At 38.9% G+C, this 23,294-nt stretch carries 23 protein-coding genes; 7 read left to right on the top strand and 16 right to left on the bottom strand.

Annotated features, from left to right (window positions below; translation table 11 throughout):
* Positions 1-2 precede the first annotated feature (2 nt).
* The 7 genes from ABVC65_RS05445 (at position 3) to ABVC65_RS05415 (ending at position 9,128) form a co-directional block, all read left to right on the top strand.
* Positions 3-1,106, top strand: coding sequence for an amino acid ABC transporter permease (locus ABVC65_RS05445; protein WP_032812200.1), 1,104 nt, complete (start codon positions 3-5; stop codon positions 1,104-1,106).
* A gap of 176 nt (positions 1,107-1,282) precedes the next feature.
* Positions 1,283-2,710, top strand: a complete 1,428-nt coding sequence (locus tag ABVC65_RS05440; RefSeq protein WP_353582773.1) for a UTP--glucose-1-phosphate uridylyltransferase — start codon at positions 1,283-1,285, stop codon at positions 2,708-2,710.
* A gap of 252 nt (positions 2,711-2,962) precedes the next feature.
* Complete coding sequence (locus ABVC65_RS05435) at positions 2,963-4,888, top strand: helix-turn-helix transcriptional regulator (protein ID WP_116692077.1); 1,926 nt, start codon at positions 2,963-2,965, stop codon at positions 4,886-4,888.
* Between the two features lies 1 nt (position 4,889).
* Positions 4,890-5,255: a hypothetical protein gene (locus tag ABVC65_RS05430; RefSeq protein WP_353582772.1), complete on the top strand. Its 366-nt coding sequence runs from the start codon at positions 4,890-4,892 to the stop codon at positions 5,253-5,255.
* Between the two features lie 54 nt (positions 5,256-5,309).
* Positions 5,310-7,946 carry a DEAD/DEAH box helicase gene (locus ABVC65_RS05425; protein ID WP_353582771.1) on the top strand — a complete coding sequence of 879 codons (2,637 nt, stop codon included), beginning with the start codon at positions 5,310-5,312 and terminating at the stop codon, positions 7,944-7,946.
* 90 nt (positions 7,947-8,036) lie between these two features.
* On the top strand, positions 8,037-8,384 hold the full coding sequence (locus ABVC65_RS05420) for an RNA polymerase-binding protein RbpA (RefSeq protein WP_004111625.1): 348 nt from the start codon (positions 8,037-8,039) through the stop codon (positions 8,382-8,384).
* A gap of 45 nt (positions 8,385-8,429) precedes the next feature.
* A complete protein-coding gene (locus tag ABVC65_RS05415) occupies positions 8,430-9,128 on the top strand; it encodes an HAD hydrolase-like protein (protein ID WP_353582770.1) in 699 nt (232 codons plus the stop codon).
* 117 nt (positions 9,129-9,245) lie between these two features.
* On the opposite strand, the gene ABVC65_RS05410 is transcribed toward ABVC65_RS05415, so the two are convergent.
* The 16 genes from ABVC65_RS05410 to ABVC65_RS05335 all read right to left on the bottom strand — a co-directional run bounded on the left by ABVC65_RS05410 (position 9,246) and on the right by ABVC65_RS05335 (position 23,088).
* A complete protein-coding gene (locus ABVC65_RS05410; RefSeq protein WP_004120637.1) occupies positions 9,246-9,770 on the bottom strand; it encodes a MerR family transcriptional regulator in 525 nt (174 codons plus the stop codon).
* A complete protein-coding gene (locus ABVC65_RS05405) occupies positions 9,770-10,210 on the bottom strand; it encodes an FHA domain-containing protein (RefSeq protein ID WP_004111634.1) in 441 nt (146 codons plus the stop codon). Before ABVC65_RS05405 ends, ABVC65_RS05410 begins: the two co-directional genes overlap by 1 nt.
* Positions 10,211-10,228: 18 nt before the next feature.
* Complete coding sequence (locus ABVC65_RS05400; RefSeq protein WP_016810525.1) at positions 10,229-11,131, bottom strand: DUF881 domain-containing protein; 903 nt, start codon at positions 11,129-11,131, stop codon at positions 10,229-10,231.
* 1 nt (position 11,132) lies between these two features.
* On the bottom strand, positions 11,133-11,465 hold the full coding sequence (locus ABVC65_RS05395) for a small basic family protein (RefSeq protein WP_004111642.1): 333 nt from the start codon (positions 11,463-11,465) through the stop codon (positions 11,133-11,135).
* 11 nt (positions 11,466-11,476) lie between these two features.
* The gene (locus ABVC65_RS05390) at positions 11,477-12,508 is read right to left on the bottom strand and encodes a DUF881 domain-containing protein (protein ID WP_353582769.1); all 1,032 of its coding nucleotides are present in this window, start codon (positions 12,506-12,508) and stop codon (positions 11,477-11,479) included.
* A 43-nt stretch (positions 12,509-12,551) separates the two neighbouring features.
* Positions 12,552-13,154, bottom strand: a complete 603-nt coding sequence (locus tag ABVC65_RS05385; RefSeq protein ID WP_004125866.1) for a CDP-alcohol phosphatidyltransferase family protein — start codon at positions 13,152-13,154, stop codon at positions 12,552-12,554.
* 100 nt (positions 13,155-13,254) lie between these two features.
* Positions 13,255-13,920, bottom strand: a complete 666-nt coding sequence (gene rpe / locus ABVC65_RS05380) for a ribulose-phosphate 3-epimerase (protein ID WP_019261676.1) — start codon at positions 13,918-13,920, stop codon at positions 13,255-13,257.
* 63 nt (positions 13,921-13,983) lie between these two features.
* Positions 13,984-14,919 (bottom strand): prolipoprotein diacylglyceryl transferase, encoded by a 936-nt coding sequence (lgt, locus tag ABVC65_RS05375; RefSeq protein WP_004120623.1) that lies wholly within the window; start codon positions 14,917-14,919, stop codon positions 13,984-13,986.
* 90 nt (positions 14,920-15,009) lie between these two features.
* Positions 15,010-16,050: a phosphatidate cytidylyltransferase gene (locus ABVC65_RS05370; protein WP_353582768.1), complete on the bottom strand. Its 1,041-nt coding sequence runs from the start codon at positions 16,048-16,050 to the stop codon at positions 15,010-15,012.
* Between the two features lie 34 nt (positions 16,051-16,084).
* Positions 16,085-16,639, bottom strand: coding sequence for a ribosome recycling factor (gene frr, locus ABVC65_RS05365; RefSeq protein WP_004111654.1), 555 nt, complete (start codon positions 16,637-16,639; stop codon positions 16,085-16,087).
* 100 nt (positions 16,640-16,739) lie between these two features.
* Positions 16,740-17,489 carry a UMP kinase gene (gene pyrH / locus ABVC65_RS05360; RefSeq protein WP_004120619.1) on the bottom strand — a complete coding sequence of 250 codons (750 nt, stop codon included), beginning with the start codon at positions 17,487-17,489 and terminating at the stop codon, positions 16,740-16,742.
* A 176-nt stretch (positions 17,490-17,665) separates the two neighbouring features.
* Positions 17,666-18,517: a translation elongation factor Ts gene (tsf, locus tag ABVC65_RS05355; RefSeq protein WP_004120617.1), complete on the bottom strand. Its 852-nt coding sequence runs from the start codon at positions 18,515-18,517 to the stop codon at positions 17,666-17,668.
* A gap of 29 nt (positions 18,518-18,546) precedes the next feature.
* A complete protein-coding gene (gene rpsB, locus ABVC65_RS05350) occupies positions 18,547-19,347 on the bottom strand; it encodes a 30S ribosomal protein S2 (protein ID WP_004111661.1) in 801 nt (266 codons plus the stop codon).
* Between the two features lie 270 nt (positions 19,348-19,617).
* Complete coding sequence (def, locus tag ABVC65_RS05345; protein WP_004120615.1) at positions 19,618-20,106, bottom strand: peptide deformylase; 489 nt, start codon at positions 20,104-20,106, stop codon at positions 19,618-19,620.
* 127 nt (positions 20,107-20,233) lie between these two features.
* The gene (locus ABVC65_RS05340; RefSeq protein WP_016810520.1) at positions 20,234-22,294 is read right to left on the bottom strand and encodes an AMP-dependent synthetase/ligase; all 2,061 of its coding nucleotides are present in this window, start codon (positions 22,292-22,294) and stop codon (positions 20,234-20,236) included.
* Between the two features lie 212 nt (positions 22,295-22,506).
* The gene (locus ABVC65_RS05335) at positions 22,507-23,088 is read right to left on the bottom strand and encodes a hypothetical protein (RefSeq protein ID WP_004120610.1); all 582 of its coding nucleotides are present in this window, start codon (positions 23,086-23,088) and stop codon (positions 22,507-22,509) included.
* Positions 23,089-23,294: the final 206 nt, after the last annotated feature.

The raw sequence follows: 23,294 nt of genomic DNA, 5'->3' as shown, positions 1-23,294 counted from the left end.
AAATGGCAAAAAAACAAGAAAAATCTCTGTTATTTGATGCGCCTGGACCTAAGGCTTTAAAGAAGATTCGCATTGCAAATATTGTCGCGTGCGCTGTGTTTGCGCTTATTGTTATTGCTTTGCTTTTAAGACTTAGCAATCCTCCAGAAGGTGAAAACCAGCTTTCGTGGTCTTTGTGGAATCCTGCTGTAGAAGCAGAGGCATGGACTGATTTTTATCTTCCAGGATTGTGGATGACTCTTAAAGCTTCTCTTCTTGCCGTTGTGGGATCGATAGTTTTTGGACTTTTATTTGGTCTTTTAAGACTATTGCCTAACCTGTTTCTTCGCAGCATTTCTGCCGTTGTTGTTGAGTTTTGCCGCGCTGTGCCAGTGCTTTTGCTTATGATATTCCTTTGGCGAGGATTTGCGTTTGCAGGAATAAATGGTGCATCTTATTGGGCTGTTGTATTGTCTTTAATTTTATACAACGGTTCCGTTGTTGCAGAGCTAGTTCGATCTGGCGTTGGAAATCTTCCTAACGGTCAGCGTGAAGCGTCTTTGGCACTTGGACTATCTCAATATCAGTCTTTAACACAAATCGAAATGCCACAAGCTATCATCGCAATGCTCCCAGCAGCTGTGACTCAGCTTGTTGTTGTGTTAAAAGATACTGCATTAGGTTCCATCATTATGTACACTGATTTGCTCCAAGAATCTAGACGACTTGGATCAATGTACTTTAACATTTTGCAAACTTTGACTGTTGCTGCAATTGTGTACTTCTTAATTTGCTGGGCGCTTTCTTGGTTTGCTGAATGGCTTCCATCAAAGCTCAGTAGCAGAACTGCAGCTCCAACAGAGCCAGAACCTGTTGCTCCAATCGCAATTATGGATCCTTCTAACGTGAACCAAATTGCTGTTGCTAAGGAAGTTAAAGAGCTTCCGTATGGTGGAACTCCTAGAAAGTACCACGTGCATCACCGCGGTACAAACGCTTCTATTCACCATTGGCGTCGTACTCGTTACTTGCAAGGCTACGATGAGCATCATCTAGAAACTGGTGACGAGAATCTAGATGATAGTCAAAATACTAACCAAGATAAAAATAATAAAAAGCATGATTAATCCTAATTTTTAGATTAATTATGAGTAATAGCGCAATGGGTTTGATTCCGCCTGTTGCGCTATTTTTTTGATGTTTAGTAATAATGTTTAGTAATAAAATCAATTCACCTTGTTTGCAACATATAGATTGAATAGATAAACTATTAAACATAATGCATACAAGGAGGCTGTCTTAAATGGGCGACACTTTTGAATTGTCCGCTGCAAAGATGCGCGAACAAGGTATGAGTGAGATTGCGATTAATCAATTTGCGCATCTTTATGACTCGTGGATTAATGATAAGTCTGGTGAATTTATTCGCGAAAATACTGTAGAGCCTATTAAGAGTGTTCCTAATTTTCACGAAATTTATGAGACTATTGATCATGATAAGGCTGTAAACGCCTTCGCAAAAACAGCGTTTATTAAGCTTAATGGTGGTTTGGGAACATCTATGGGATTGTCATGCGCAAAATCCTTGTTACCTGTCCGTAGGCACAAAGCTCGACAAATGCGATTTATAGATATAATAATCGGTCAGGTTCTTACAGCACGTCAACGCTTAGGTGTTGATTTACCTCTTATTTTTATGAACTCTTTCCGCACATCTAAAGATACATTACAAGTGCTGAAGCGTAATCGTAAATTTTCTCAAAAAAATATTCCTGTTGAAATTATTCAGCATCAAGAACCCAAATTACTAGAGGAAACTTGTGAGCCAGTTTCTTATCCAGAAGATCCTGAGTTAGAGTGGTGTCCTCCAGGTCATGGAGATATTTTCTCAACAATTTGGGAATCAGGATTGTTAAACGTTTTGAAGAAAAATGGTATTGAGTATTTATTTATTTCAAATTCGGATAATTTAGGCGCTAGACCTTCTCGTACTCTTGCGCAGCATTTTGAAAACACTGGTGCTTCAATAATGATTGAGGTTGCTAAGCGTACTCAAGCAGATCGTAAGGGTGGTCATATTGTTAGAGATCTCGAAACCGGAAGAATGATGCTTCGAGAAATGACTCAAGTTCATCCAGAAGATCGAAGAAGTGCTCAAAGTATTAAAAAACATCCCTATTTTAATACAAATAATATTTGGGTTCGCGTTGACGCGTTGCAAAAGAAGTTGGAAGAATACAATGGCGTTCTTCCTCTTCCCGTGATTTGCAATAGAAAAACTATTGATCCTACAAATGAAAAAAGCGAGAAAGTTATTCAGCTGGAAACTGCGATGGGCGCTGCAATCTCGCTTTTTAATGATGCTATTTGTGTAGAAGTAGATAGAATGAGATTCTTACCCGTTAAGACAACCAATGATTTGTTTATAATGCGTTCAGACAGATTCCATCTTACTGATTCTTATGAGATGGAGGATGGCAACTACATATTCCCAGATATTGATCTTGATCCTCGTTATTATCGAAATATCAATGATTTCAATGAAAGATTCCCTTACTCAGTACCTGCTTTAGCTGCTGCAAAGTCAGTTACTATTCGTGGTGATTGGACATTTGGAAATCAGGTTTCTATGTTCTCTGATGCTGTTTTAGAAGATACCGGAGAGCCGAGCTACGTTCCAAATGGGGAATTTGTTGGACCTCAGGGTATTGAACCAGATGAATGGGTGTAAATAGCGTGTGAAATTTGGGAATTAAAAAATATTTATGGCGTGTCGCGTGTGAAATGGCTTGTTTTCAAGGGTTTTCTTACCCTTCATAATAATAAAATAAGAAAAATCATGAGTTTTTTTAAAAATGTCCACACGTATAGCAAAACACCATTAAAATAGATAAAGTGTGTGTGGAGGATTTAGCGTCTTACATTAATCGCAGATTCTCTATGCATGGAAGGAAACTACAAAAGAAACGATACGTGAGGACCAATGGCAGAAGGAAGTAACGGAAGACGTCGTTTTTCCGATAAGTGGGGCAAACATGAGCTAGACGTGCTCGCGGTGTTGTCTTCCGCATTTCCACAATGGCTGACTTCGCGTCAGATTGCACAACGAGTTAAAGCTTATGCTGATTCATATGGGGAACTTGCAGATCAGGCTGCTAAGGCAGCTTTTGCTAAGCAGTTCCAAAGGGATCGTGCAAAACTTGCGGCTATGGGAATTGCAATTGAGTCAAGACAGCCAGAATATTCTTCCAAATCCGAAGGGCAAGATTTCGCATCTTATAGATTGCAGCTCGGCGATGAGCCAAGAGTTCGTATACGTTTCGAGCAAGAAGAACTTCCTGTTTTGGCTGCTGCCAATTATTTGGCTAGGTCTATGTCTATTTCTTCTTCTGAATCTCGTAAAGTTGAGCAACAGCATTCTTCTGCATCTCGTACAGCTCCGAGAGTTCCTCAAACTCCTATACCTGGATTAGGTCTTGATTCTATTGCTCCAGGTTTAGGCACTCAGACAATCCCAGATGCGTTAGTTAAGGTTATTGATTCGCGTAGATTTGCTGCAACAGTTGATGTTGATGGCGAGCATTTGAATGTTGCTTATACCGATTCGGATGATTTAGCGATGTTTGTGCTTGAACATCCAGGTTCTTGTGTTGTAAGCCCACAAGAAGCAGTAGATGCATTCCATCGTAGACTTAATGCTGCAACGGAATTTGTGTCTTGCGATGAAGATTATGTTGAGCAAGACGATTTATCGCAAAATAGCTCTGACGATAATCAGGATTTGTCTGACTCTGAGCCAGACAAATCACGCCAAAAGAAAGCATCTTTCCAAACTGGAAGTGAGGTTGATCGCAGACTTCGATTAATGCTCTTCCTTTCTGCACATCTTGGTGAAGAGTTCCCATTGGATGAGCTTGCTGTTAGATTTATAGGCAAGCCAAAGAGTGAAGACGAACTTCGTAGGTTTGTTGCTATTTTGCACAAAGATATCAACACTCTTACGACTGTATCCGATGATGGAGAGATGGCTGGTAGTCAGTTCTTCGATATTGATTGGTCTTTGCTAGAAGCTGAAGGAATTGTTTCTGCAACAAATTCATTAGGGCTTGAGCGATTGGCTGGCGTTTCTCAGCAGTATATGAGCATGTTGACCGCATCAGTTAATTATCTTGCTCATTCACCGCTTCTTCCTGTTGAACAGAGAGACCAGGCTAAGGCGTTGTATATGCGTTTGCGTAGGCATGTGCGTCCAGGTGAAACTCCTTGGCTGAGTCTTACTGGTTATGAAGTAGAGCCTAGAAACTGTTCTATAGTTCGTAGCGCTATTAATGCTGGTGCTCTAATTGACATGGAGTATACAGACGGAGCGGGCAGAACTCGTAGGAAAGTTGTTGCACCTTCTAAGATTTTTGTTGATGAAGGTGTCTATTATGTTGCAGTTTGGACTGATGTCGAAAATCAGGCTCCAGAAGATAAACGTAATCTCGTTGCGAAGGATACTTCTATCAATAAGGCAAATGGTTTGCCTAGAATTTGGCAAGTTCTTCGCGTTGCTCGCATTGAGCATGCAGAGGTAATTGCGCCTGTTTGCCCTGTAGAAATTCCAGATGTTCCTATTAGCGAACTTCGTAAGTGGAGTTTTGACAATGGTACGCAAACATGCTTTATCACTGATGAACCTGATTTAAACTTCTTAAAGAGTCTTTCGGGTGCTACGGTTGAGCCTTGTGGGAGTGGCGTTAAAGTTCATTTGACTGTTTGCTCAGATTCTTGGTTTGTTGCTTTCTGTATTGCTCATGCCCGTCATATCAAAGCCGTTTCTCCAGAAACTTTGCGGACTATGATTATTGCTCGTGCTCAACGTGAATTGAGTGTTGATCATAGCGATTCTCCTATTGTGGAGAATTAAAATGCCGTGGTGGATTTGGATTATTATTACGCTTTTCATGCTTTGTATGATTGCTTGCGGAACTGTTTTCGCTGTTAGAAATGCTTTTAGTATTTTTGAGAATTCTTCAAGTTTTCTTGAAAAAGTTTCTTCTTGCTTTGAAAGACTTCAAGACAATAATGATTCTTTAGCTAATGATACAAGTCCGCTATTCACTCGTCCTATAAAGGATGCAGCGCGTAGATACGAGCATACTCGAATTAAGGTTAATGAGCGTCATAATCGTATAAGAGAAACGCATAAGTCCATTTGGCAAAATTGGAATACAAAGTCGTTGCGTCAAGAAGATATTGATAATCCTATTTTTAAAGAGTCAAAAGAATCTTAGTGAATTGCGAACTTAAAATTATTCTGATTTAAGAAGAAAGAACTAAACTTTTTTATGTCTAAGACGTCATATCGCAAGAAAAAGAAAAATGATATTCTTGTTGATTCAAACGATTGCAAGAATGATTCTGAAATTCCTTTATCTCCAGCTGAGCGCTTTAATTCATTTAAGAAAACTATTAAGCACTCTCGATCTATGGCTGCAAAATTTGAACAATCTTTAAGTTTTGATTTAGATGATTTTCAAGTTGAAGCCATTGATGCTCTTGAAAATGGAGATAATGTTCTTGTGGCAGCTCCTACTGGAGCAGGTAAAACTGTTGTTGCTGATTTTGCCGTTTTCCTAGGCGTAAATCGTGGAGTTAAAACATTTTACACAACTCCTATTAAGGCTTTAAGTAATCAAAAATATCATGATTTCTGTGAAGTTTATGGAATAGATAGAGTTGGACTTTTAACTGGAGATACTTCGGTTAATCCAGAAGCTGATATTGTTGTTATGACTACAGAAGTTTTACGCAATATGCTTTACGAACGTTCAATTACTCTTAAATCTCTTGGATTTGTTGTTTTAGATGAGGTTCATTATCTTGCAGATAAATTCAGGGGTGCTGTGTGGGAAGAAGTTATTATTCATCTTCCTCAGAGCGTTAAGATTATTGGTCTTTCTGCAACCGTTTCTAATGTGGAAGATTTTAGTGCATGGATTTCTTCTGTGCGCGGAGAAACACATTTGGTTGTAGATGAGCATCGTCCTGTTCCACTTGAAAGACATGTTATTATCCAAAAGGATGGACGCACAGAGCCTGAACTACTTAACTTATATGATGTTGATAAAAACGGTAATAGTACTAATCATGTGAATCTTGCCTTAACAAGAAAAATCACTCAATGGGAGAATGCTTCTTTACGCCGTAAAGCATCTTATCGTAATACGAATAAACGTTTTAGAAAAGGCAAGTTTTCTAACAAATATGATAATTCATCTAAAAGTAATAGGGGAGAAGTTGCTGTTAGACACACACCTAAAAGGTGGGCTGTTATAGATGAGCTTGATTACCTTGATATGCTCCCAGGAATATATTTTATTTTTTCTCGTTCTGGATGCGATCAGGCTGTTCAACAATGTTTAAACGCTGGATTATCTCTTACTAGCGATGAAGAAATGTATGAAATCCGCAGAATAGTTGATTCTATGATTGCGGAAAATAAGCTAAGCAAAAGCGATTTAAAGGCACTTAGATTTGAGCGTTTTAGGTATGCTCTTGAACAAGGTTTTGCAGCTCATCACGCTGGTATGATTGCTATTTTTCGTCATATTGTCGAAACGCTTTTTGAACGAGGTCTTATTAAAGTTATTTTTGCTACAGAAACTCTTGCTTTAGGTTTAAATATGCCTGCGAGAAGTGTTGTTGTTGAAAAACTCGTTAAATTTGATGGTACAGGTCACGTTCCATTAACTCCTGGTGAATTTACACAACTTACTGGTCGCGCTGGCAGACGTGGCATAGATGATATTGGTCATGCAGTGTTAATTGACAATCATGATTTTGATCCTTCTAAGGCTGCATCATTGTCTAGTAAACGTGTGTATCCTCTTCATTCTAGCTTTGTTCCTACATTCAACATGGCTGTTAATCTCCTAAATAATAGTGATGTTAAAACTGCTCGCATAACTCTAAGTAGTTCTTTTGCTCAATGGGAAGCCAATGCTTCTGCTCAAAGGCTTTTAAGTCGTATTGAAGATCTTAAAGAAGCTATTAGTGGTTACGAACAAGCATTTCATTGCACTCAAGGTGATTTTGCTGAGTTTATGACTCTTAGAATGCGTCTTAAAGATGCTCAGCATGATCAGCGTAGAAAACTTAAGCATACAATATTTGCTAGTGAAACTGAGCGTACTAAAGCTTTTAAAGAATTAGATAAAACTATCGATACTTTACGCAACGAGGAGCGTAACCATCCTTGTGCAGGATGCCCAGATATTCAAGGTCATTTACACTGGGGTTATTATTGGGCTCGAGAAATGCGTGAACTAAATCAGGTTAAGGATCGCTATAATTCTCGCACTGGCTCAGTTGCAAGATGTTTCGATAGTATTTGTGAAGTCCTTTGTAGATTAGATTATTTAAAAAATACGAACGATGCTTTAGTGTTAACAGACAAGGGTCAGTTGCTTCGTAGACTTTACAACGAGCTTGATGTTGTTTTTGCTCAATCAATTTGTGAAGGAATTTTTAATAATCTAACACCTATTCAATTATTGTCTTGTTTATCTGCATTAGTGTACGAGTCTAGAGGTCCTGTTGGGGGAGAGCCGCGTAGGTATCCTGGAGGATTAAATGCGCCTGTATTCAATACAGTTTTAAGGATGAAAGAATTATTTATTCGTATAAGTGATATGTGCTTGAATAATCATCTTGATGCTTTAAGACCTCTTGATTTTGGTGCAATTGATATGATTTATGATTGGGCTCAGGGTGCTGATTTACTTGACATATTGCAGAATACTGACATAACGGGTGGTGATTTTGTCAGATTTGCAAAAAGACTTATTGACTTACTTAATCAACTTGCTGTTGCTAGCGAATATTTGAAAATATTGCCTAACGTAGATGATTCTTTAGCGCACAATGCTTATGAAGCAGCTAAACTTATTAATCGCGGGGTAGTTGCTTATTGTGATGTTTGATATGTTATTGATATATCATGGTATACATTTGTGTATCGTCCGTGCAATTCGCTAGCTTTATAATGAAAACAAAAAGGAGAATAATATATTATGGCAGAGCGCAGTTTACGTGGAATGAGCATTGGAGCTAAATCATTGGAATCCGACGATAATGTTGATTTCGCTGCTCGTAACGATGTTGCATATGTGTGTCCTAAAGGTCACAGAACGATTCTTCCATTTGCTCAAGGTGCTGAAATTCCTGAAGAGTGGGAATGCCGTTGTGGTGCATTAGCGCATAAGGAAGGCGATGCAGACAGGCCAGATGATGATTTTAATAAGCCAGCACGTACGCATTGGGATATGCTTTTAGAGCGTAGAAGTGAAGAAGAGCTTAAAGCTTTACTTGATAAGCGTTTAAAGATGCATCATGAGGGTTGGATTCCTGATTACGAGTGAGAATTATTTTTACAAACAAAACACTTCTAAGGGAAATAAGCTGTTATGAAAGTTGTTCTTCTTGATTTAGATGGTACTTTAACACAATCGCATGCTGGTATTATTGCCTGCGCTAAAAAAGCGATGTCTGATCTTGGTATGCAAATACCTGATGATACTGAAATGTTGCGTTTTGTTGGACCGTCTATACTTGAATCTTTTCAGAGGAATCATATGCCTAAAGAATTGCAATCTGAAGGCGTTAAATTGTATAGGAAATATTATTCCGAAGTTGCAACTTTTATAGATCCTGATAATCCAAATGGTGATATGATTACGGGGAATTTTTTGAACAAAGTTTATGATGGCATTCCTGAGCAGCTAAAGTTGCTACGAAAGTCTGGTTATTATCTTGCTACTGCATCTTGCAAGCCAGAATATCAAGTTAAACCAATTTGTGATCATTTTGGATTGACAAACTTGATTGATGGTATTTATGGTGCTAGCAAAGATATGTCTAGGATTAATAAAGATCAAGTTATTCGCTATGTTTTTGAAAATATTAGATTCGATCCTTTACGAGACCGTGCTTTAATGGTTGGTGACCGTTGGACGGATGTTGATGGCGCTTTAGCATGCAATATTGATTGTTTGGGTTGCTCTTGGGGTTATGCCGAGCCTGGTGAGCTTAAAGCTCACGGAGCTTATCGTATTATCGACAGTGTTTCTGATTTGAATAATGCCATTAACGAGTATTTTGAATAATTTTGAAATATTATTTGTTTTTTCTTGCTAGAACATATATGAGTATTTACCCGATAATGTACGTTATGTCAGATTAGATATATTTTAGGAATAAAAGATACAAATATATTAAGAAATTTACTTAGATAATTCAGAGTTTAAATCAGCTTTAACCTGTTTAACAATACGACCAACAGCGATAGCAAAAACAGCTGTACCACATTCAAGCATATCTCGCATATTTTCCTGATTACTATCGCATTCAACAACAGATTGTCCATCGCAAATTATAGTCATATTTTCGAGATGCTTTACGCTAAAACAATTTAAAAACACTATAGCAGTAGTCACATTAGTAAGATTTACTCCAGCGTCTAAAAGTCGCTTAGAAACAGCCATAATTGCAATGTCTTTAAAGGAATATAAACGACGAGATCCAGAACCATGAGACGGATTAATAGAAGGTTCAATTATGTGTTTACGCGCCCAATAATCAAGTTGCCTATATGTAATACCAGCGATATTCATAGCAACACTTCCACGGTATCCTGTGGAATACTCTTCATCATCCGAAAATGAAAACAGCTCCCCCTGCGTTGGTTGATGATCATGTTTTAAAGAATCAGCCAACGCACTATCTTCAGGAGAGTTTTCAAAAGTCATTATCGTTTAGTAACAGCGTCACACGTAAAGAACATTAATCGGAACTTGCCAATCATAATTTCGTCACCATTATGAAGAATAGCTTCATCAACACGGTTACGATTAACATACGTTCCATTTAGACTTCCAGCATCAGCAATGCTAAAAACAGTACCATTTCTACGAAAAACAGCATGAGCTCTAGAAACAGTAGAATCGTCTAGCATAATATCAGCTCTAGAATCTCGTCCAACAGACACGACGTCCTCATCTAGTAAATAACGCGATCCAGAAACTGCTCCACGTGTAGAAATAAGCAAGGCAGTACCAGGAAGCAGCTTTGCTATAGTATCTAAATCATCCTGCCTAAGAGGACGATCTGCATTAGAGTTTATTGGAATGGTAATAGCTGGCATACCAATAATGGTTGTTTCGCCAGCAGTAGGAATCGGTTCAGTCATAATTGCTATTTTACCTTCTTATTCGACTGGTTTTGCATATTGATACTGTTTTGGTTCGCGTGTCGAGCGAATTTCGACCTCTTCAGGCGTTGAAACATATACGGAAGCACCGAATTTAACTTTTAATCTAGATCCAACTCCCCCAGCAATGTTTACGGCGTTTTGCAAGTTCTGTGGTTCGCCAATAGCTTTAACAACGTATGGAGGATTAATCTCAATTGCATCACACAATAACCCATGCTTAGTGTCAGAAATATAGCTAGAAGTCACTATACGTATGTCGTTAACAGACATAACCTCAACTCCAGCATTACGAAGCTCTTCGAGCAGTTGAAACATTGTAGCAGCATCCACACGCTCTTTTTCTCCAGCAGTAATGTGAATAATTACTCCCTTACCAACAGCTGGAAGACGACCAGATATTAAACCACTAGTCTGAGAATTCTGCTTAGCAATTCTAGCAGCTTCCTCTTGTTTGTTAACAGACGCTTTTAAAGAATTAAGCTGGCTAGTTAACTCAAACTTTCGCTGCTCTAGATTTTGTATTTGCGAATTAGTTTCTGTAATTAAACGAGTAAGCTCATCCTCACTCATCGTCTGATACACAAGTGTACTTCTATTAATTTGAATCATATAAGCAAATCCAAGCAATGCGCAAAGAAGCATAACAAGTAAGCCAGTTAAAATACGCGTACGCGTAATATGACCTTGCAATGAAGGCTTATTTTTTCGTTTAACAATCGGGAAAGAACCTGTTTGTGTACGGTCACTTTCGCGATCTTTAGCATGCTGACGATGCAATTTTCTGACGATATTGTCAATATTTTTATCAATATTTTTGTCAACATTTTTATCAAAAGTATCGTCTAAATTGTCGTTCTTTATGCTATTTTTTGATGCATTAGAAAATGGATGACGCATATCAACCTCTAAATATAAAACGACGTATTGCAGAAACGTTAGAGAAGATTCGTATTCCTAATACAACAATAACAGCAGTTTGCAATTGTGCTCCAACTCCAAGTTGATTTCCGAGTAAAACTAAAAGAGTAGCAGCAATAACATTCGAAAAGAATGAAATAACAAACACCTTATCAGAGAAACTACGCTCAAAATAAGCTCTTGCAGCTCCAAGCAGAGCGTCCAAAGCTGCAAGAACCATAATCGGCAGATACGGTTGAATAACTACTGGAATATCAGGATGTACAACAATCCCAATAAGAGCACCTAAAATCAATCCAAGAACAGCTGTCATAACCTATTTTCCTATCTCCTACTCAATAATTCTTTTGCAAAATTAATTTCACCAGTTCCAGCAGCGGAAAGTCTAAGCGCATTTGACTTAGAAATTTGCGGATTAATACCTGCATCGCTAAGAGAAACAAACCACGGAGAGCGCTTTTGAGAATTTAACTTTTCGATAAGACTAGAACTATCTCCAATAGCCTCAATCGTATAAGGGCTTTGAGTCTGATTAACACCTATAAGAATAGTTGACCCAGCAGTACGGATTGACGTTTGAGCGCCAATTCTATGACCGTTTATTGATATTGCTTCTGCACCTGCATCCCAAAGAATAGAAACAAAAATCTGAATATCTCTATCGGTAACAACCCTAATTCTTGCTCCCTTAGCCATTTCTCTAGGAATATTACCGCTAGAAACGTCATTGTTTGTAGAAATAGGATTAGCAATAGTTAAAACAATTCCAGACCCTATAACGCCATGTGTACCATTCGTCATATTGTCAGATTTATCAACTTGATTTTCATAAGGAGTATTAATCCTTTTTGACTCACGATCTACACTCGTACGCAATCTAGTCACATCTTTAACAAGATTGTCAAAACGACTCGTGCGAGAAGTAAGCTCGTTAGCTAGCGATAAACGTATGGCTTTACGAGAATCCGTATGCAATTTTTGCACAAATTGACTTCCCACAGTGCCAAGAGCAACACAAATAATAAAAACAATTATTCTAGTAATCCAAATATTAATCTTACTAACATTCTGCTTATTAAGACGGGAATCCATAAAAAGAGGATCCACTGGTCTATTGCTCAAATCATCGATTAAGCGTAATGAATAGTCTTCAATACGACGTCTTTTTTCATTGTGGTTAGAAAAGTTATAACTTGAAGTAGTCACATGATGAGGACCAAGAGCAAACACTGATTTGGAAAAAACTGCTCTGCGTTTTGAAAATAAGATAACGGTTGGAGCAGGAAAAGACTCTGGAATAACACTATGATCAGTGTCATTCACACCATGATTTAGATTAGAAGTCTTTTGCACCATAAATATGTCCGTTATTCAAACCAGTTTATAATACGTATAATCCTTATTTAAACTTTTTTATTAATAACTTATAAGCTTGAATGCAATACAACACTCCAGCAAACCAGTAAAGCGTTATTCCCCAAATTGCACAAGCTATTGCTGCAGCATACAAAATAAGCATTGGTTCAGTCGCAACAGCATAAACAATCATAAATAATACGATAGTAACCATCAATAATGCTGTTCCAGTTTTACCCATGAAGTTCACTGGTAAAGGTCCATAATCATATTGTGCAAGAATAACAATCAAAATAGCCATTATTATGTCTCGCAAAACAACAAGAGCCAACGCCCACCAAGGTATAATCTTGGCAAACGCTAAAGCTAAAATGCTGCATGCTATTAAAAGCCTATCCGCAACAGGATCTAAGATTTGCCCTAATTTACTAACCTGATTAAAAGTTCTAGCAATATAACCATCAACGCAATCTGAAAAAGCAGATATAGCAAGAATAATTAGAGCAAACCACATTTTATTTTGCGCAATTAAAATGGCAAGATATGGTATTGAACATATACGCAGAAAACTAATCACATTAGGTACAGTAAAAACTCGATCAAGTGCTTCAGGACTGTACTCCTGATTAGAAACGAACTTAACCATACCAATTTCCTTAAAACAATTTAAAAGATTCACTAATTGTATTCTATTTTGCATAAATAAAATATTGGGGCATTATTCTAAAAATGCCCCAATAAAAGTTTCATGCTCGCCAAGCCTCTTGCGCAATATTACGAATAGAATCAATAGCTGCTGATGGATTTTCAGCACCATAAACAGCAGATCCTGCAACCAGCACATCAGCACCAGCTTCTGCGACTATAGCAGCTGTAGAAGGGCTTACTCCACCATCAACCTGAATATGAGTATCCAATCCACGACGAGTAATTTCATCACGTAAACGACGAACCTTACCCATTTGATTGCTCAAGAACTTCTGTCCACCAAAACCAGGCTCAACAGTCATAATAAGAACCATATCGAATTCATCAAGAATATCGAAAATAGGTTCAACTGGCTCAGCTGGTCGAACTGCAAAACAAGCTTTGCAACCCATGTCTCGAAGCTGACGAGCAAGACGAACAGGCGCATGAGTGGCACCCATATGGAAGCTCACAGAATCAGCACCAAGTTTTGCATACTCTGGAGCCCAACGATCAGGATCCTCAATCATCAAATGAACATCTACAGGAAGATCGGTTACCTCGCAAATACGTTTAACAATAGGCTCCCCTAAAGTTAAATTCGGTACAAAATGATGATCCATAACATCAACGTGAACAAGATCAGCATTTGAAATTGCTACAAGATCTCTTTCAAGATTGCAAAAATCTGCAGAAAGAATGCTAGGTGCTATTTGTATATTCATGTGTTCCATTCTAAGAAAAGCAAGCGACTAGAAAAACAAAATAACTATATATTTAAGAATATTTTAGGATAATCTTTTTGTTTTAATATTTGAATTAGATTGAGATTCGCGTTCACGTTCATCTGCAGTTATATCAATAAGACGATTCACAAGATCTGTTCTTGACCTGTGGCTATTCTGCAAAATCATAAAAACAATAATTGAAATAATAAATATAACTATAGAAACCCATACGTTAATTCTTACTCCAAGGAAAGTATGCGAAAAATCGATCCTTAAAGACTCAATCCACATTCTTCCTGCTGTATACCACATTACGTAAAGAACAAACTCAGATCCAGATTTAAGTTTTTGCTTAAGAACTTTGCCGAAAGAAATAAGCAAAGCTGCTCCAACAAAATTCCAAATCATTTCATATAAGAAAGTAGGGTGAAACAGAGTACCCTCTGGGCATGTGAGACCATCGTAGCAACTTTCACTGTGCCCTATAGCATTTGCAGCAGAATAATTAAGTTTTAGGCCCCATGGCAAAGTAGTTGGAGCACCATAAAGCTCTTGGTTAAACCAATTACCTAACCGCCCTATACCTTGTGCAATAAGCAAACTAGGTGCAGCGGCATCTGCAAGCAAGCTTATTGGATATTTTTTATAGGCACACAGTGCGCTTGCAGCAATAGATCCTAGGATTACTCCTCCCCAGATTCCTAAGCCACCATTCCAAATCCTAAATATCTCCAACAAATCTCCCTTAGGTCCAAAGAACTTTTCAGGAGTGGTAATAACATGATAAAGACGTGCTCCAACTATTCCTGACGGAAGACTAACCAGTGCAACATCTAATATCTGATTAAAATCTCCGCCTTCTCGTTTCCATCTGCGAGTGGTAATCCACATTGCAACAAGTGCACCGGCAAGAATTGATAAAGCATAAAATCTTAACGTGATAGGTCCTAATGTAATCTGAGAAATACTAGGACTAGGAATAGAACAAATCGTCATAAGTCCTCATGTTAGTAGAAAACCATGACGGTTACTTGTAATGGTTTTATGACAAAACAAACGATTAATATCTAAAATATTACCTATAAATTAGAACCCTACAACCTTAATCAACGCCATAAGAACAGGCGCACAAAGCAAAATAGAATCCACTCTATCTAAAACGCCACCGTGGCCTTTAAGCAAATGCCCCATATCCTTAATACCAATATCCCTTTTAAGCATTGAAGCACATAAATCACCAAAGGTACCAACCATGCCTGATGCAACACCCATTATTGCTGGCATCCACCAGAATTTTATCCAAGAAGATCCATAGAAGCCGGATATGATAGCGTAAGCACCTATCAAAGCAAAAAGCATTGACCCTAAAAGACCCTCTATTGATTTCTTAGGAGAAATACGGGGAGAGAGCTTATGCTTACCAAGCCACGCACCAGCAAACAAACCACCAGTGTCGCTTAAAGCTGGTAGAAACACAAGCAGCATCGCATGCGCTATAGCATACTTAGTATTTGTTAAAGACAAAACAATGCACGAGGCAAGCAAAGGAATATACAATACAACAAATAATGAGACTGCCGTATTAGTGAAAGTATTTGCCTTTGCACTTTTAGATAATGTAGGATGCTGAAGCTTTTTTTCTACAGCGCGCAAAGTCCTTTGAGAAACAGTGCTATTCAATGTAGCAAAAACAACAGTTAAAAGCAATGACGCTGTTATGCCACTTGCCATAGCAACAGCATGCCATCTTGCATAAAAAGCAGAAAGAATAGTGATTACAGAACAAATAGACAATACCAGAAATGGAATCCTAAAACCTGCGGTAGCAAAATCTACATGCAACTCCCACAACGCGAGGACCATAAAAATAGTTAAAAGAATAACAAAAGCATCTATGCTAATTACAAGACAAGCGATAATCACAGCAACCAATAAAGCTGCAGTTGCTATAGCTTGAGGCATATTTCTGCCAGTACGACGATTTATATCGCCCAAAGCATCATGGGTGCCGTTAATAGTCTTCTCACGTGAAGAATCAGATTTTGCTGACTTATTATTACCGACTAAATTGTTATTAGTTAACAAATCAACTTTGTTAGACAATTCTTCAAGATTTTCTTGATTCATACGACACCCATTCAGCCTAAAAGTTTCTGAAGAATCAGACCTCCATTATTTCCTTCTGCTTGCCATCAAGCAAAGCGTCTAAGGAATCAGTTACTTGCTTCGTAACTTTATCAAGCTCTTTCTGTAAACGCTCTCCTTCATCTTCGCCGATTTCACCATCTTTTACAGACTTATCAATATTCTCCTTGGTTTTACGGCGAATATTTCTAACAGCAACCTTACCTTCTTCAGCTTTTGTCTTAGCAAGCTTTACGTATTCTTTACGACGATCTTCTGTAAGTTCTGGCATTGTAACACGAATTACATTGCCATCTCTATTAGGGCTTACTCCTAAATCTGAGTCGCGAATAGCCTTTTCTACAGCATTAGCTTGCGAAGCATCAAAAGGAGTTACAGAAAGAGTGCGAGGCTCTGGAACACCAATAGAAGCAACAGCCTTAATAGGTGTTGGAGCACCATAATAGTCAACCATAATGCCATTAAGAAGAGCAGGATTAGCACGTCCAGTTCTAATGCCCATGAAATTCTCTTTAGTAGCTTCCACAGACTTGTTCATCTGTTCAAGAGCCTGATCGATAATCGCTGGCATGTAATCTCCTTTATCGGTATGTGCCAATTTTAAAATTTATTATTTAACTATTTTCATGTTTATTCAATTTTAAATATTCAAATTATGAATATTCGCATATTTAAGCAAATGCAGGCTCAGCATCCGAAACTAAAGTTCCGATTTCCTCACCAACCAGTGCTCTAGTGACGTTTCCTTCGCCCTCTAATCCGAATACGCGAATCTTCTGCTTGTTGTCTCTAGCCATAGATAGTGCAGAAGCATCCATAACAGCAAGACCATCGACAAGAGCACGTTGATAATTTAACGTTACAAATTTCTTCGCGTTCTTATCTTTCCGTGGATCAGCGCTATAAACACCATCTACACCATTCTTGCCCATCAAAACCTCATCGCAATGTATTTCCAAAGATCGCTGAATAGATACAGTGTCAGTTGAAAAATATGGCATTCCAGCACCAGCACCAAAAATAACTACACGACCCTTTTCAAGGTGTCGAATTGCTTTAAGTGGAATATAAGGTTCTGCAACTTGGCCCATTGTTATAGCAGTTTGTACACGAGTTGCCTGACCAGCTTGTTCAAGAAAATCTTGCAGAGCCAAGCAATTCATAACAGTACCGAGCATACCCATATAGTCACCACGACTACGATCAATTCCAGCCTGCTGAAGCTCTGCTCCGCGGAAGAAATTACCACCGCCAACAACAATTGCAACTTGCACGCCTTCATGCACTGCTTTTACAATTTCTCCAGCAATTCTACGAATAACATGAGTATCAATACCAACGGCGCCACCGCCAAATGCTTCTCCCGAGAGCTTCAATAAAACTCTACGAGACTTGCTTTCCCCCGCTTGTGCGATAGTCATAAAACTTTCCTCCAGTCATAACGGCGAACGCAAGCATATCTTTGCCATGATATCTTTCAATGACGACACAGCAAAACACGATTTTATAATGTATAAATTAAAAGAATGGGCTTGCATGACTTATCACGCAAACCCATTCTTGTTTTATGAATTTTTAATAAGCTTTCGCTTAAAAATCATTCAGCAGAGCCTTTGCCAACCTCAACACGAGCGAAAGCCAAAGCAGAACCGCCGACTTCCTTGAACAAATCTCCAATAGTCTTAGATGGATCCTTGACGTAGGACTGCTCAAGGAGAACGGTTTCCTTGAAGAAGGCATTCAAACGACCTTCAACAATCTTTGGAACAATCTTCTCTGGCTTGCCTTCAGCCAAAGACTTCTCTGTAGCAACGCGACGCTCAGACTCCAATACATCAGCTGGAACGTCTTCGCGGCGAAGCCACTGAGCGCCCATAGCGGAAATCTGCAAAGCAGCTTCATGAGCGACCTTAGCACCAGCCTCATCAGTAGCAATCATAGAAACAATGCTTGGAGGCAATTCAACGGACTTCTTGTGAGCATAAATCTCTACATGAGGACCGCTGATCTTGGCAATCTGACCAACCTTAACGTGCTCACCAAACAAAGCTGCTGCTTCTTCTACTTCTTCCTTAACAGTAGCATCTCCAGCCTTAGCGGCAAGAAGCTCTTCTGCGCTGGAAGCGTCAGCTTCAATAGCATTGCTTAACACGGTTTCAGAGAATTCAACGAACTTTGGAGTCTTAGCAACAAAGTCGGTTTCGGAATTCAATTCAACTGCATAGCCAGTTTCACCTTCTGCAGTTTTAACAACCTTAGAAGCAACGGTTCCTTCCTGAGCCTTGCGACCTTCACGCTTGCCAGCGGCCTGAATGCCTTTAGCACGGATAATTTCCTTAGCGCGAGCTACATCGCCTTCGGCTTCGGTAAGAGCCTTCTTAACGTCCATCATGCCAGCGCCAGTTTCTTCGCGCACCTGCTTAATCAACGCTGCAGTAATTGCTGCCATTTTGTTCTCCTCATTAACCGCCAACAGACTTATTCAGCCTTGGCTTCGTCTTCAGACTGTTCAGTTTCCTTAGTGAGTAGTTCCTTTTCCCATGCTGCCATTGGCTGAGCGTCAGAGCCTTCAGACTTTGCGCCCTTTCCAGCACGTTCAAGCAAACCTTCTGCAACAGCGTCAGCCATCAAGCTAGTAAGAAGCTCGACACCACGAATTGCATCATCATTTGCTGGGATTGGATACTCAACAGAGTCTGGATCGGTGTTGGTGTCAACGATTGCCACAACTGGAATACCAAGCTTGTGAGCTTCTTCAACGGCCAAAGCTTCCTTGTTAATATCAACAACGAACATTGCCGAAGGAGTACGGTTCATGTTGCGAATACCGCCGAGCTGCTTGGAAAGCTTGTCCTTTTCGCGCTCAAGAAGCAAAAGCTCCTTCTTAGTCAAACCAGATCCACGAACATCAGTGAAGTCCATTTCCTCAAGTTCCTTGAGACGCTTTACGCGAGTGGAAACAGTCTGGAAGTTCGTCAGCATACCGCCGAGCCAACGCTCGCTCACGTAAGGCATGTTCACACGAGTAGCCTGATTCTGCACAGCCTCTTGAGCCTGCTTCTTGGTACCCACGAACAAAACAGTACCGTTGTGAGCAACAGTCTGCTTAATGAAGTCATAAGCCTTGTCGATCATGTCGAGCGACTTGAACAAATTGATGATATGAATACCATTGCGCTGGGTTAGAATAAATTGCTTCATCTTTGGATTCCAGCGACGAGTCTGATGTCCGAAGTGCAAACCTGCCTTCAGCATTTCACTCATGGTAATCTGTGCCATATCTATATACCTTTCTTGTCGGTTCTTGCCTGGCCATGCCTGTTCGCATGCAACTTGGCTAACATATGTCTAAATCCAAGCCGACCGACACGAACGGACGCGTACATGGCGCGTATTCGCGCATCCGAGTAGACAATAAAAAACGAGCAATCATATAACGCGACAATATTCATGCTCAATGGACACGCAAAGGTTAATCATATCAAACGCTTAATACTAAATAAATATTACGAACTAATACTATAGTTGTTGATATTTCTTATTTAGATATTATTTAGCTAATCCATTACGAAGTTGGCGTAAAGCTTGTTTTCTAACATCTTTCTCTAAACGATCCAAATAAACGTGTCCATCTAAATGATCACACTCATGCTGAATCATGCGAGCCATTAAGCCCTTGCCTTCTAGAACAATAGTTTTACCGTCTAAATCAATGCCTTTAGCCCTAGCATAATCCGCCCTGCGAGTCTTATACCATAATCTTGGAACAGACAAGCAACCTTCATCCCCATATTGTTCACCACTCAATTCTTCAATAACAGGATTGAGAATATATCCAATATGACCTTCAATATTGTATGAAAACGCTCTAAGGCTAATACCTATTTGATTTGCACTGAGCCCAGCTCTACCTGGATCGTTTACAGTTTCTAATAAATCTTCTACGAGACTTCTAACTGCTGGAGTAATCTCACGAATTGGGTCACATGGTGTTCTAAGAACAGGATCTGGAACAATGCGAATCTGTCTAATAGTCACAGTACTTCCTTAAAAATTCTAAAAGGCTAATTAAAAATGCAATGCAATTATACAAGACTTAGTGTAATTAAAATTGCAATTTTAATCAGCCTATTTAACGTTTTATAGCTAATTTAATTTCGAATAACTATTCTTTGTCGTTAGAATTATTATTCTTATCAGCATATTCAGTATGCTGATCTTTTACATTAACCTGTGTAGGCAAATCCTCACCAAAACGTTTCAGATGAGTAGCAGCCTGATCTATTGCTTGTTTAACTCTAGGAGTAACCGCTTCTTGAGCCTGTTTAACAGTTTCTTGCGCTTGCTTAACAGTCTCAGTTGTCTTATCTAAAATCTTAACTGTAGCAGGTAATGGTCTACTGTTTGGTTTTGGAGCATAAAGCTGACTCTCTATAAGATCACAATACCTCTTCAAAACCTTAGGACGCACAACTTTCATGCTTGGAGTCAAAGTGCCAGCATCTTGTGAAAATTCTTCATCCAAAATAATAAATTTACGAATAGACTCAGCTCTAGAAACAGTGCTATTTGCCTGATCAATAAACTGTTGTACAACAGAACGAATAGCATCGTTTTCCGCAACAGCACTCATAGAAAGATTTTCATCCATTCCCTGACTCTTAAGCCAAGAACGAACCATATCTGGCTCAACCTCAATCAAAGCGGAAACAAATGGCTTGCCGTCTCCTACAACTACTGCGTGAGATACGAGAGGACACTTAGAGATAATACTTTCCAAAGGCGCTGGACTTATATTTTTTCCACCAGCAGTGATAATAATATCTTTCTTTCTACCAGTAATAGACAAGAATCCTTCATCGTCTATCTCGCCTAAATCTCCAGAATGGAGCCATCCATCTTCGTCAATAACATCCGAAGTAAGATCTGGCTTATCATAATATCCGATAAAAACGTTAGGACCTTTTACAAGAACTTCCCCATCATCTGCAATACGGATAGTAATTCCAGGACCAGGGCGACCCACAGAACCAACTTGATTAGCATGTTCAAAATTAACAACACAAGGAGCTGCTGTTTCGGTCATTCCATAACCTTGAATAAAGGTTATTCCATCCAATCCGTTAAAGAAATGAGCAAGTTCAGCATTTATTGGAGCTCCGCCGCAAGCTAACCACGACAGATTAGGTCCCAAAGCAGACCTTATGGAAGATCCAACAGTTTTCATATAGAAGTCATGCTGAAGTTTTGCATAAATTGAATGTGCTCTGCCTTCAACTTCATCTTTAGACCACTCAATAAAATGTTGTACAGCCTTCGCAAAAATCCTACCGCGTATACCTGCTCCAGCTTTTTGAGACGCAGCGTTATAAACCTTTTCAAACACTCTTGGAACTCCAAGCAAATATGTAGGTTTAAAACTACGCAAATCTGCTAATAAATGCTTCGCATTTGGCACATATCCAATAACGCCGTGAGAACCTATTGCCACATATTGTATGTATCTGGCAAAGCAATGAGCTAATGGAAGGAACAGCAATAGTCTACTTGGCTTATAAAGCATATCATTTAAAACGTCATAAGCCGCATACACAATATGCGTAAAATTCCTATTAGAAAGCATTGCACCCTTTGGTTTTCCAGTTGAACCAGAGGTGTATACAATAGTCGCTAAATCATCAGCTTTTACTTGACCAATGCTTCTATTAAGCTCGTCGTCGCTGATTGATTTTCCAAAATCAATCACTGCGTCTATTCCAGCAGCTTTAAAGTTAAAAATAGTCTTTAAAGACATACGCTTATTGTCTTGGCGAACTCGCTCTAAACACTGCGCATGTTCATCATCACCTGCAAAAGCTATAACAGGCTTTACTTCAGAAATAATTTCAGCAGCTTGAATTGCTGAATCTGTTTCATAAATTGGAATGCTTACAGCACCAATGCACGCGCAAGCAAAATCCGTAACACCCCACTCATAACAGGTTGGGGAATAAATAACAACTTTGCTTCCTCGTTCAACGCCAAGAGCAATCAACCCCTTAGCTGTTGCACGAACTTTTAATAGCATTTCCGATGCAGTAACATCATGCCATTGACGAGTATCATCGTCTTGCCATTGGGCTATTACGCCTTGTGGATCTCGCATTGCCCTATTGGCAAGCAGTGAATAAATTGTGTCACCGTCATTTGTTGGGTGAATGACCTCTACAGCAAATTCTCGCAGCATAGTCTTAATTGTACGGTATATCTAACACGACACAAACGAAAGTCGTACAAAAATGTCAACCTAAAATTGGTGGTTTTTACAAATAAACTCTTCTGGTTAGATAATTTAGAAACAAACTAATAATGATTACCTAAACCAGAAGAGTCATATTTTTATATTTAACTATTATTTAATTGACAATGGAATTTAAAGGCTAGTACATTTCCTACCAATCATCCCAAGTCAACTAATGTACATATCCAACTCCCGTTTTGAGATTTGAATGCCAAAGACGCACAATAATTTAAGCTTCCAATAGACAATAAAACAACTGCCTCAAAACGAGTTGGACTAATTAGCATTCCATTTATCATTCTTGGCATAGTCGGTTTGCAACGTAGTTGCCAACTTGTATATTCATCGTGTTTGTCTGAGAAACATTGAGATATTAGATACCACATGTTTTCAAGCTTAAAAATACATTCCTCACTAAGAGCCTTACGCATTTGTGACGATATCGGTCTTCCTCTAGAAATGTCACTAGCAATACATGCTACTTTGCACGCTCTTAAAGCGAGGTCCAAGTATAATTCCTCATCTGCCGAATTATTAAAGCATGATGATACATGATATGTTGCCATAAAATGCGAAGAACCCACTGGGAATGAACCTTCGTATACTGGCAATGGCTTGCGATCATTCCACTTGAACGTAGGATGATCATCATTTGCAGCAAAGTCGTTTTTTACAACTTCCCAGAATGCATCATTTTCGTCATAGTTATCGCTGACTATGGTACCAAGAGTATTATTCATTTTCCTGCTCTTTCCCGTTAAAATTTGTTACTTATCCCATTTTCTATTTTTAAATTCCTTATTTTATTTTTTTGTATTTTTAATTTAAAACCAATGTCTAGCAAAGGTTTAAATAAAGCATACAACTTATTTCAAAAATTCAAAGCATTATTTCTAAGTGTGCATAAATAAAATTAAATCCTCGATTTTTGTTGAAAAATCAAGGA

This window comes from Gardnerella vaginalis (assembly GCF_040427915.1).
In the GTDB taxonomy this organism is placed as follows: domain Bacteria; phylum Actinomycetota; class Actinomycetes; order Actinomycetales; family Bifidobacteriaceae; genus Bifidobacterium; species Bifidobacterium vaginale_C.
The sequence above is the reverse complement of the archived record's forward strand: the minus strand, read 5'-3'. Positions and strand labels throughout refer to the sequence as shown.

Bases quoted from the DNA above. Each gene is read 5' to 3' on its own strand.
- ABVC65_RS05395 (WP_004111642.1), bottom strand. From the start codon at position 11,465: ATGACAGCTGTTCTTGGATTGATTTTAGGTGCTCTTATTGGGATTGTT.
- pyrH (WP_004120619.1), bottom strand. From the start codon at position 17,489: ATGACTATCGCACAAGCGGGGGAAAGCAAGTCTCGTAGAGTTTTATTG.
- ABVC65_RS05385 (WP_004125866.1), bottom strand. From the start codon at position 13,154: ATGGTTAAGTTCGTTTCTAATCAGGAGTACAGTCCTGAAGCACTTGAT.
- ABVC65_RS05445 (WP_032812200.1), top strand. From the start codon at position 3: ATGGCAAAAAAACAAGAAAAATCTCTGTTATTTGATGCGCCTGGACCT.
- rpe (WP_019261676.1), bottom strand. From the start codon at position 13,920: ATGAATATACAAATAGCACCTAGCATTCTTTCTGCAGATTTTTGCAAT.
- ABVC65_RS05340 (WP_016810520.1), bottom strand. From the start codon at position 22,294: ATGCTGCGAGAATTTGCTGTAGAGGTCATTCACCCAACAAATGACGGT.
- frr (WP_004111654.1), bottom strand. From the start codon at position 16,639: ATGCCAGCGATTATCGATCAGGCTCTTGAACAGATGAACAAGTCTGTG.
- lgt (WP_004120623.1), bottom strand. From the start codon at position 14,919: ATGACGATTTGTTCTATTCCTAGTCCTAGTATTTCTCAGATTACATTA.
- tsf (WP_004120617.1), bottom strand. From the start codon at position 18,517: ATGGCAGCAATTACTGCAGCGTTGATTAAGCAGGTGCGCGAAGAAACT.
- ABVC65_RS05415 (WP_353582770.1), top strand. From the start codon at position 8,430: ATGAAAGTTGTTCTTCTTGATTTAGATGGTACTTTAACACAATCGCAT.
- ABVC65_RS05440 (WP_353582773.1), top strand. From the start codon at position 1,283: ATGGGCGACACTTTTGAATTGTCCGCTGCAAAGATGCGCGAACAAGGT.
- ABVC65_RS05430 (WP_353582772.1), top strand. From the start codon at position 4,890: ATGCCGTGGTGGATTTGGATTATTATTACGCTTTTCATGCTTTGTATG.
- ABVC65_RS05425 (WP_353582771.1), top strand. From the start codon at position 5,310: ATGTCTAAGACGTCATATCGCAAGAAAAAGAAAAATGATATTCTTGTT.
- ABVC65_RS05370 (WP_353582768.1), bottom strand. From the start codon at position 16,050: ATGAATCAAGAAAATCTTGAAGAATTGTCTAACAAAGTTGATTTGTTA.
- ABVC65_RS05405 (WP_004111634.1), bottom strand. From the start codon at position 10,210: ATGACTGAACCGATTCCTACTGCTGGCGAAACAACCATTATTGGTATG.
- ABVC65_RS05435 (WP_116692077.1), top strand. From the start codon at position 2,963: ATGGCAGAAGGAAGTAACGGAAGACGTCGTTTTTCCGATAAGTGGGGC.
- ABVC65_RS05390 (WP_353582769.1), bottom strand. From the start codon at position 12,508: ATGGTGCAAAAGACTTCTAATCTAAATCATGGTGTGAATGACACTGAT.
- ABVC65_RS05420 (WP_004111625.1), top strand. From the start codon at position 8,037: ATGGCAGAGCGCAGTTTACGTGGAATGAGCATTGGAGCTAAATCATTG.
- rpsB (WP_004111661.1), bottom strand. From the start codon at position 19,347: ATGGCACAGATTACCATGAGTGAAATGCTGAAGGCAGGTTTGCACTTC.
- ABVC65_RS05335 (WP_004120610.1), bottom strand. From the start codon at position 23,088: ATGAATAATACTCTTGGTACCATAGTCAGCGATAACTATGACGAAAAT.
- ABVC65_RS05400 (WP_016810525.1), bottom strand. From the start codon at position 11,131: ATGCGTCATCCATTTTCTAATGCATCAAAAAATAGCATAAAGAACGAC.
- ABVC65_RS05410 (WP_004120637.1), bottom strand. From the start codon at position 9,770: ATGACTTTTGAAAACTCTCCTGAAGATAGTGCGTTGGCTGATTCTTTA.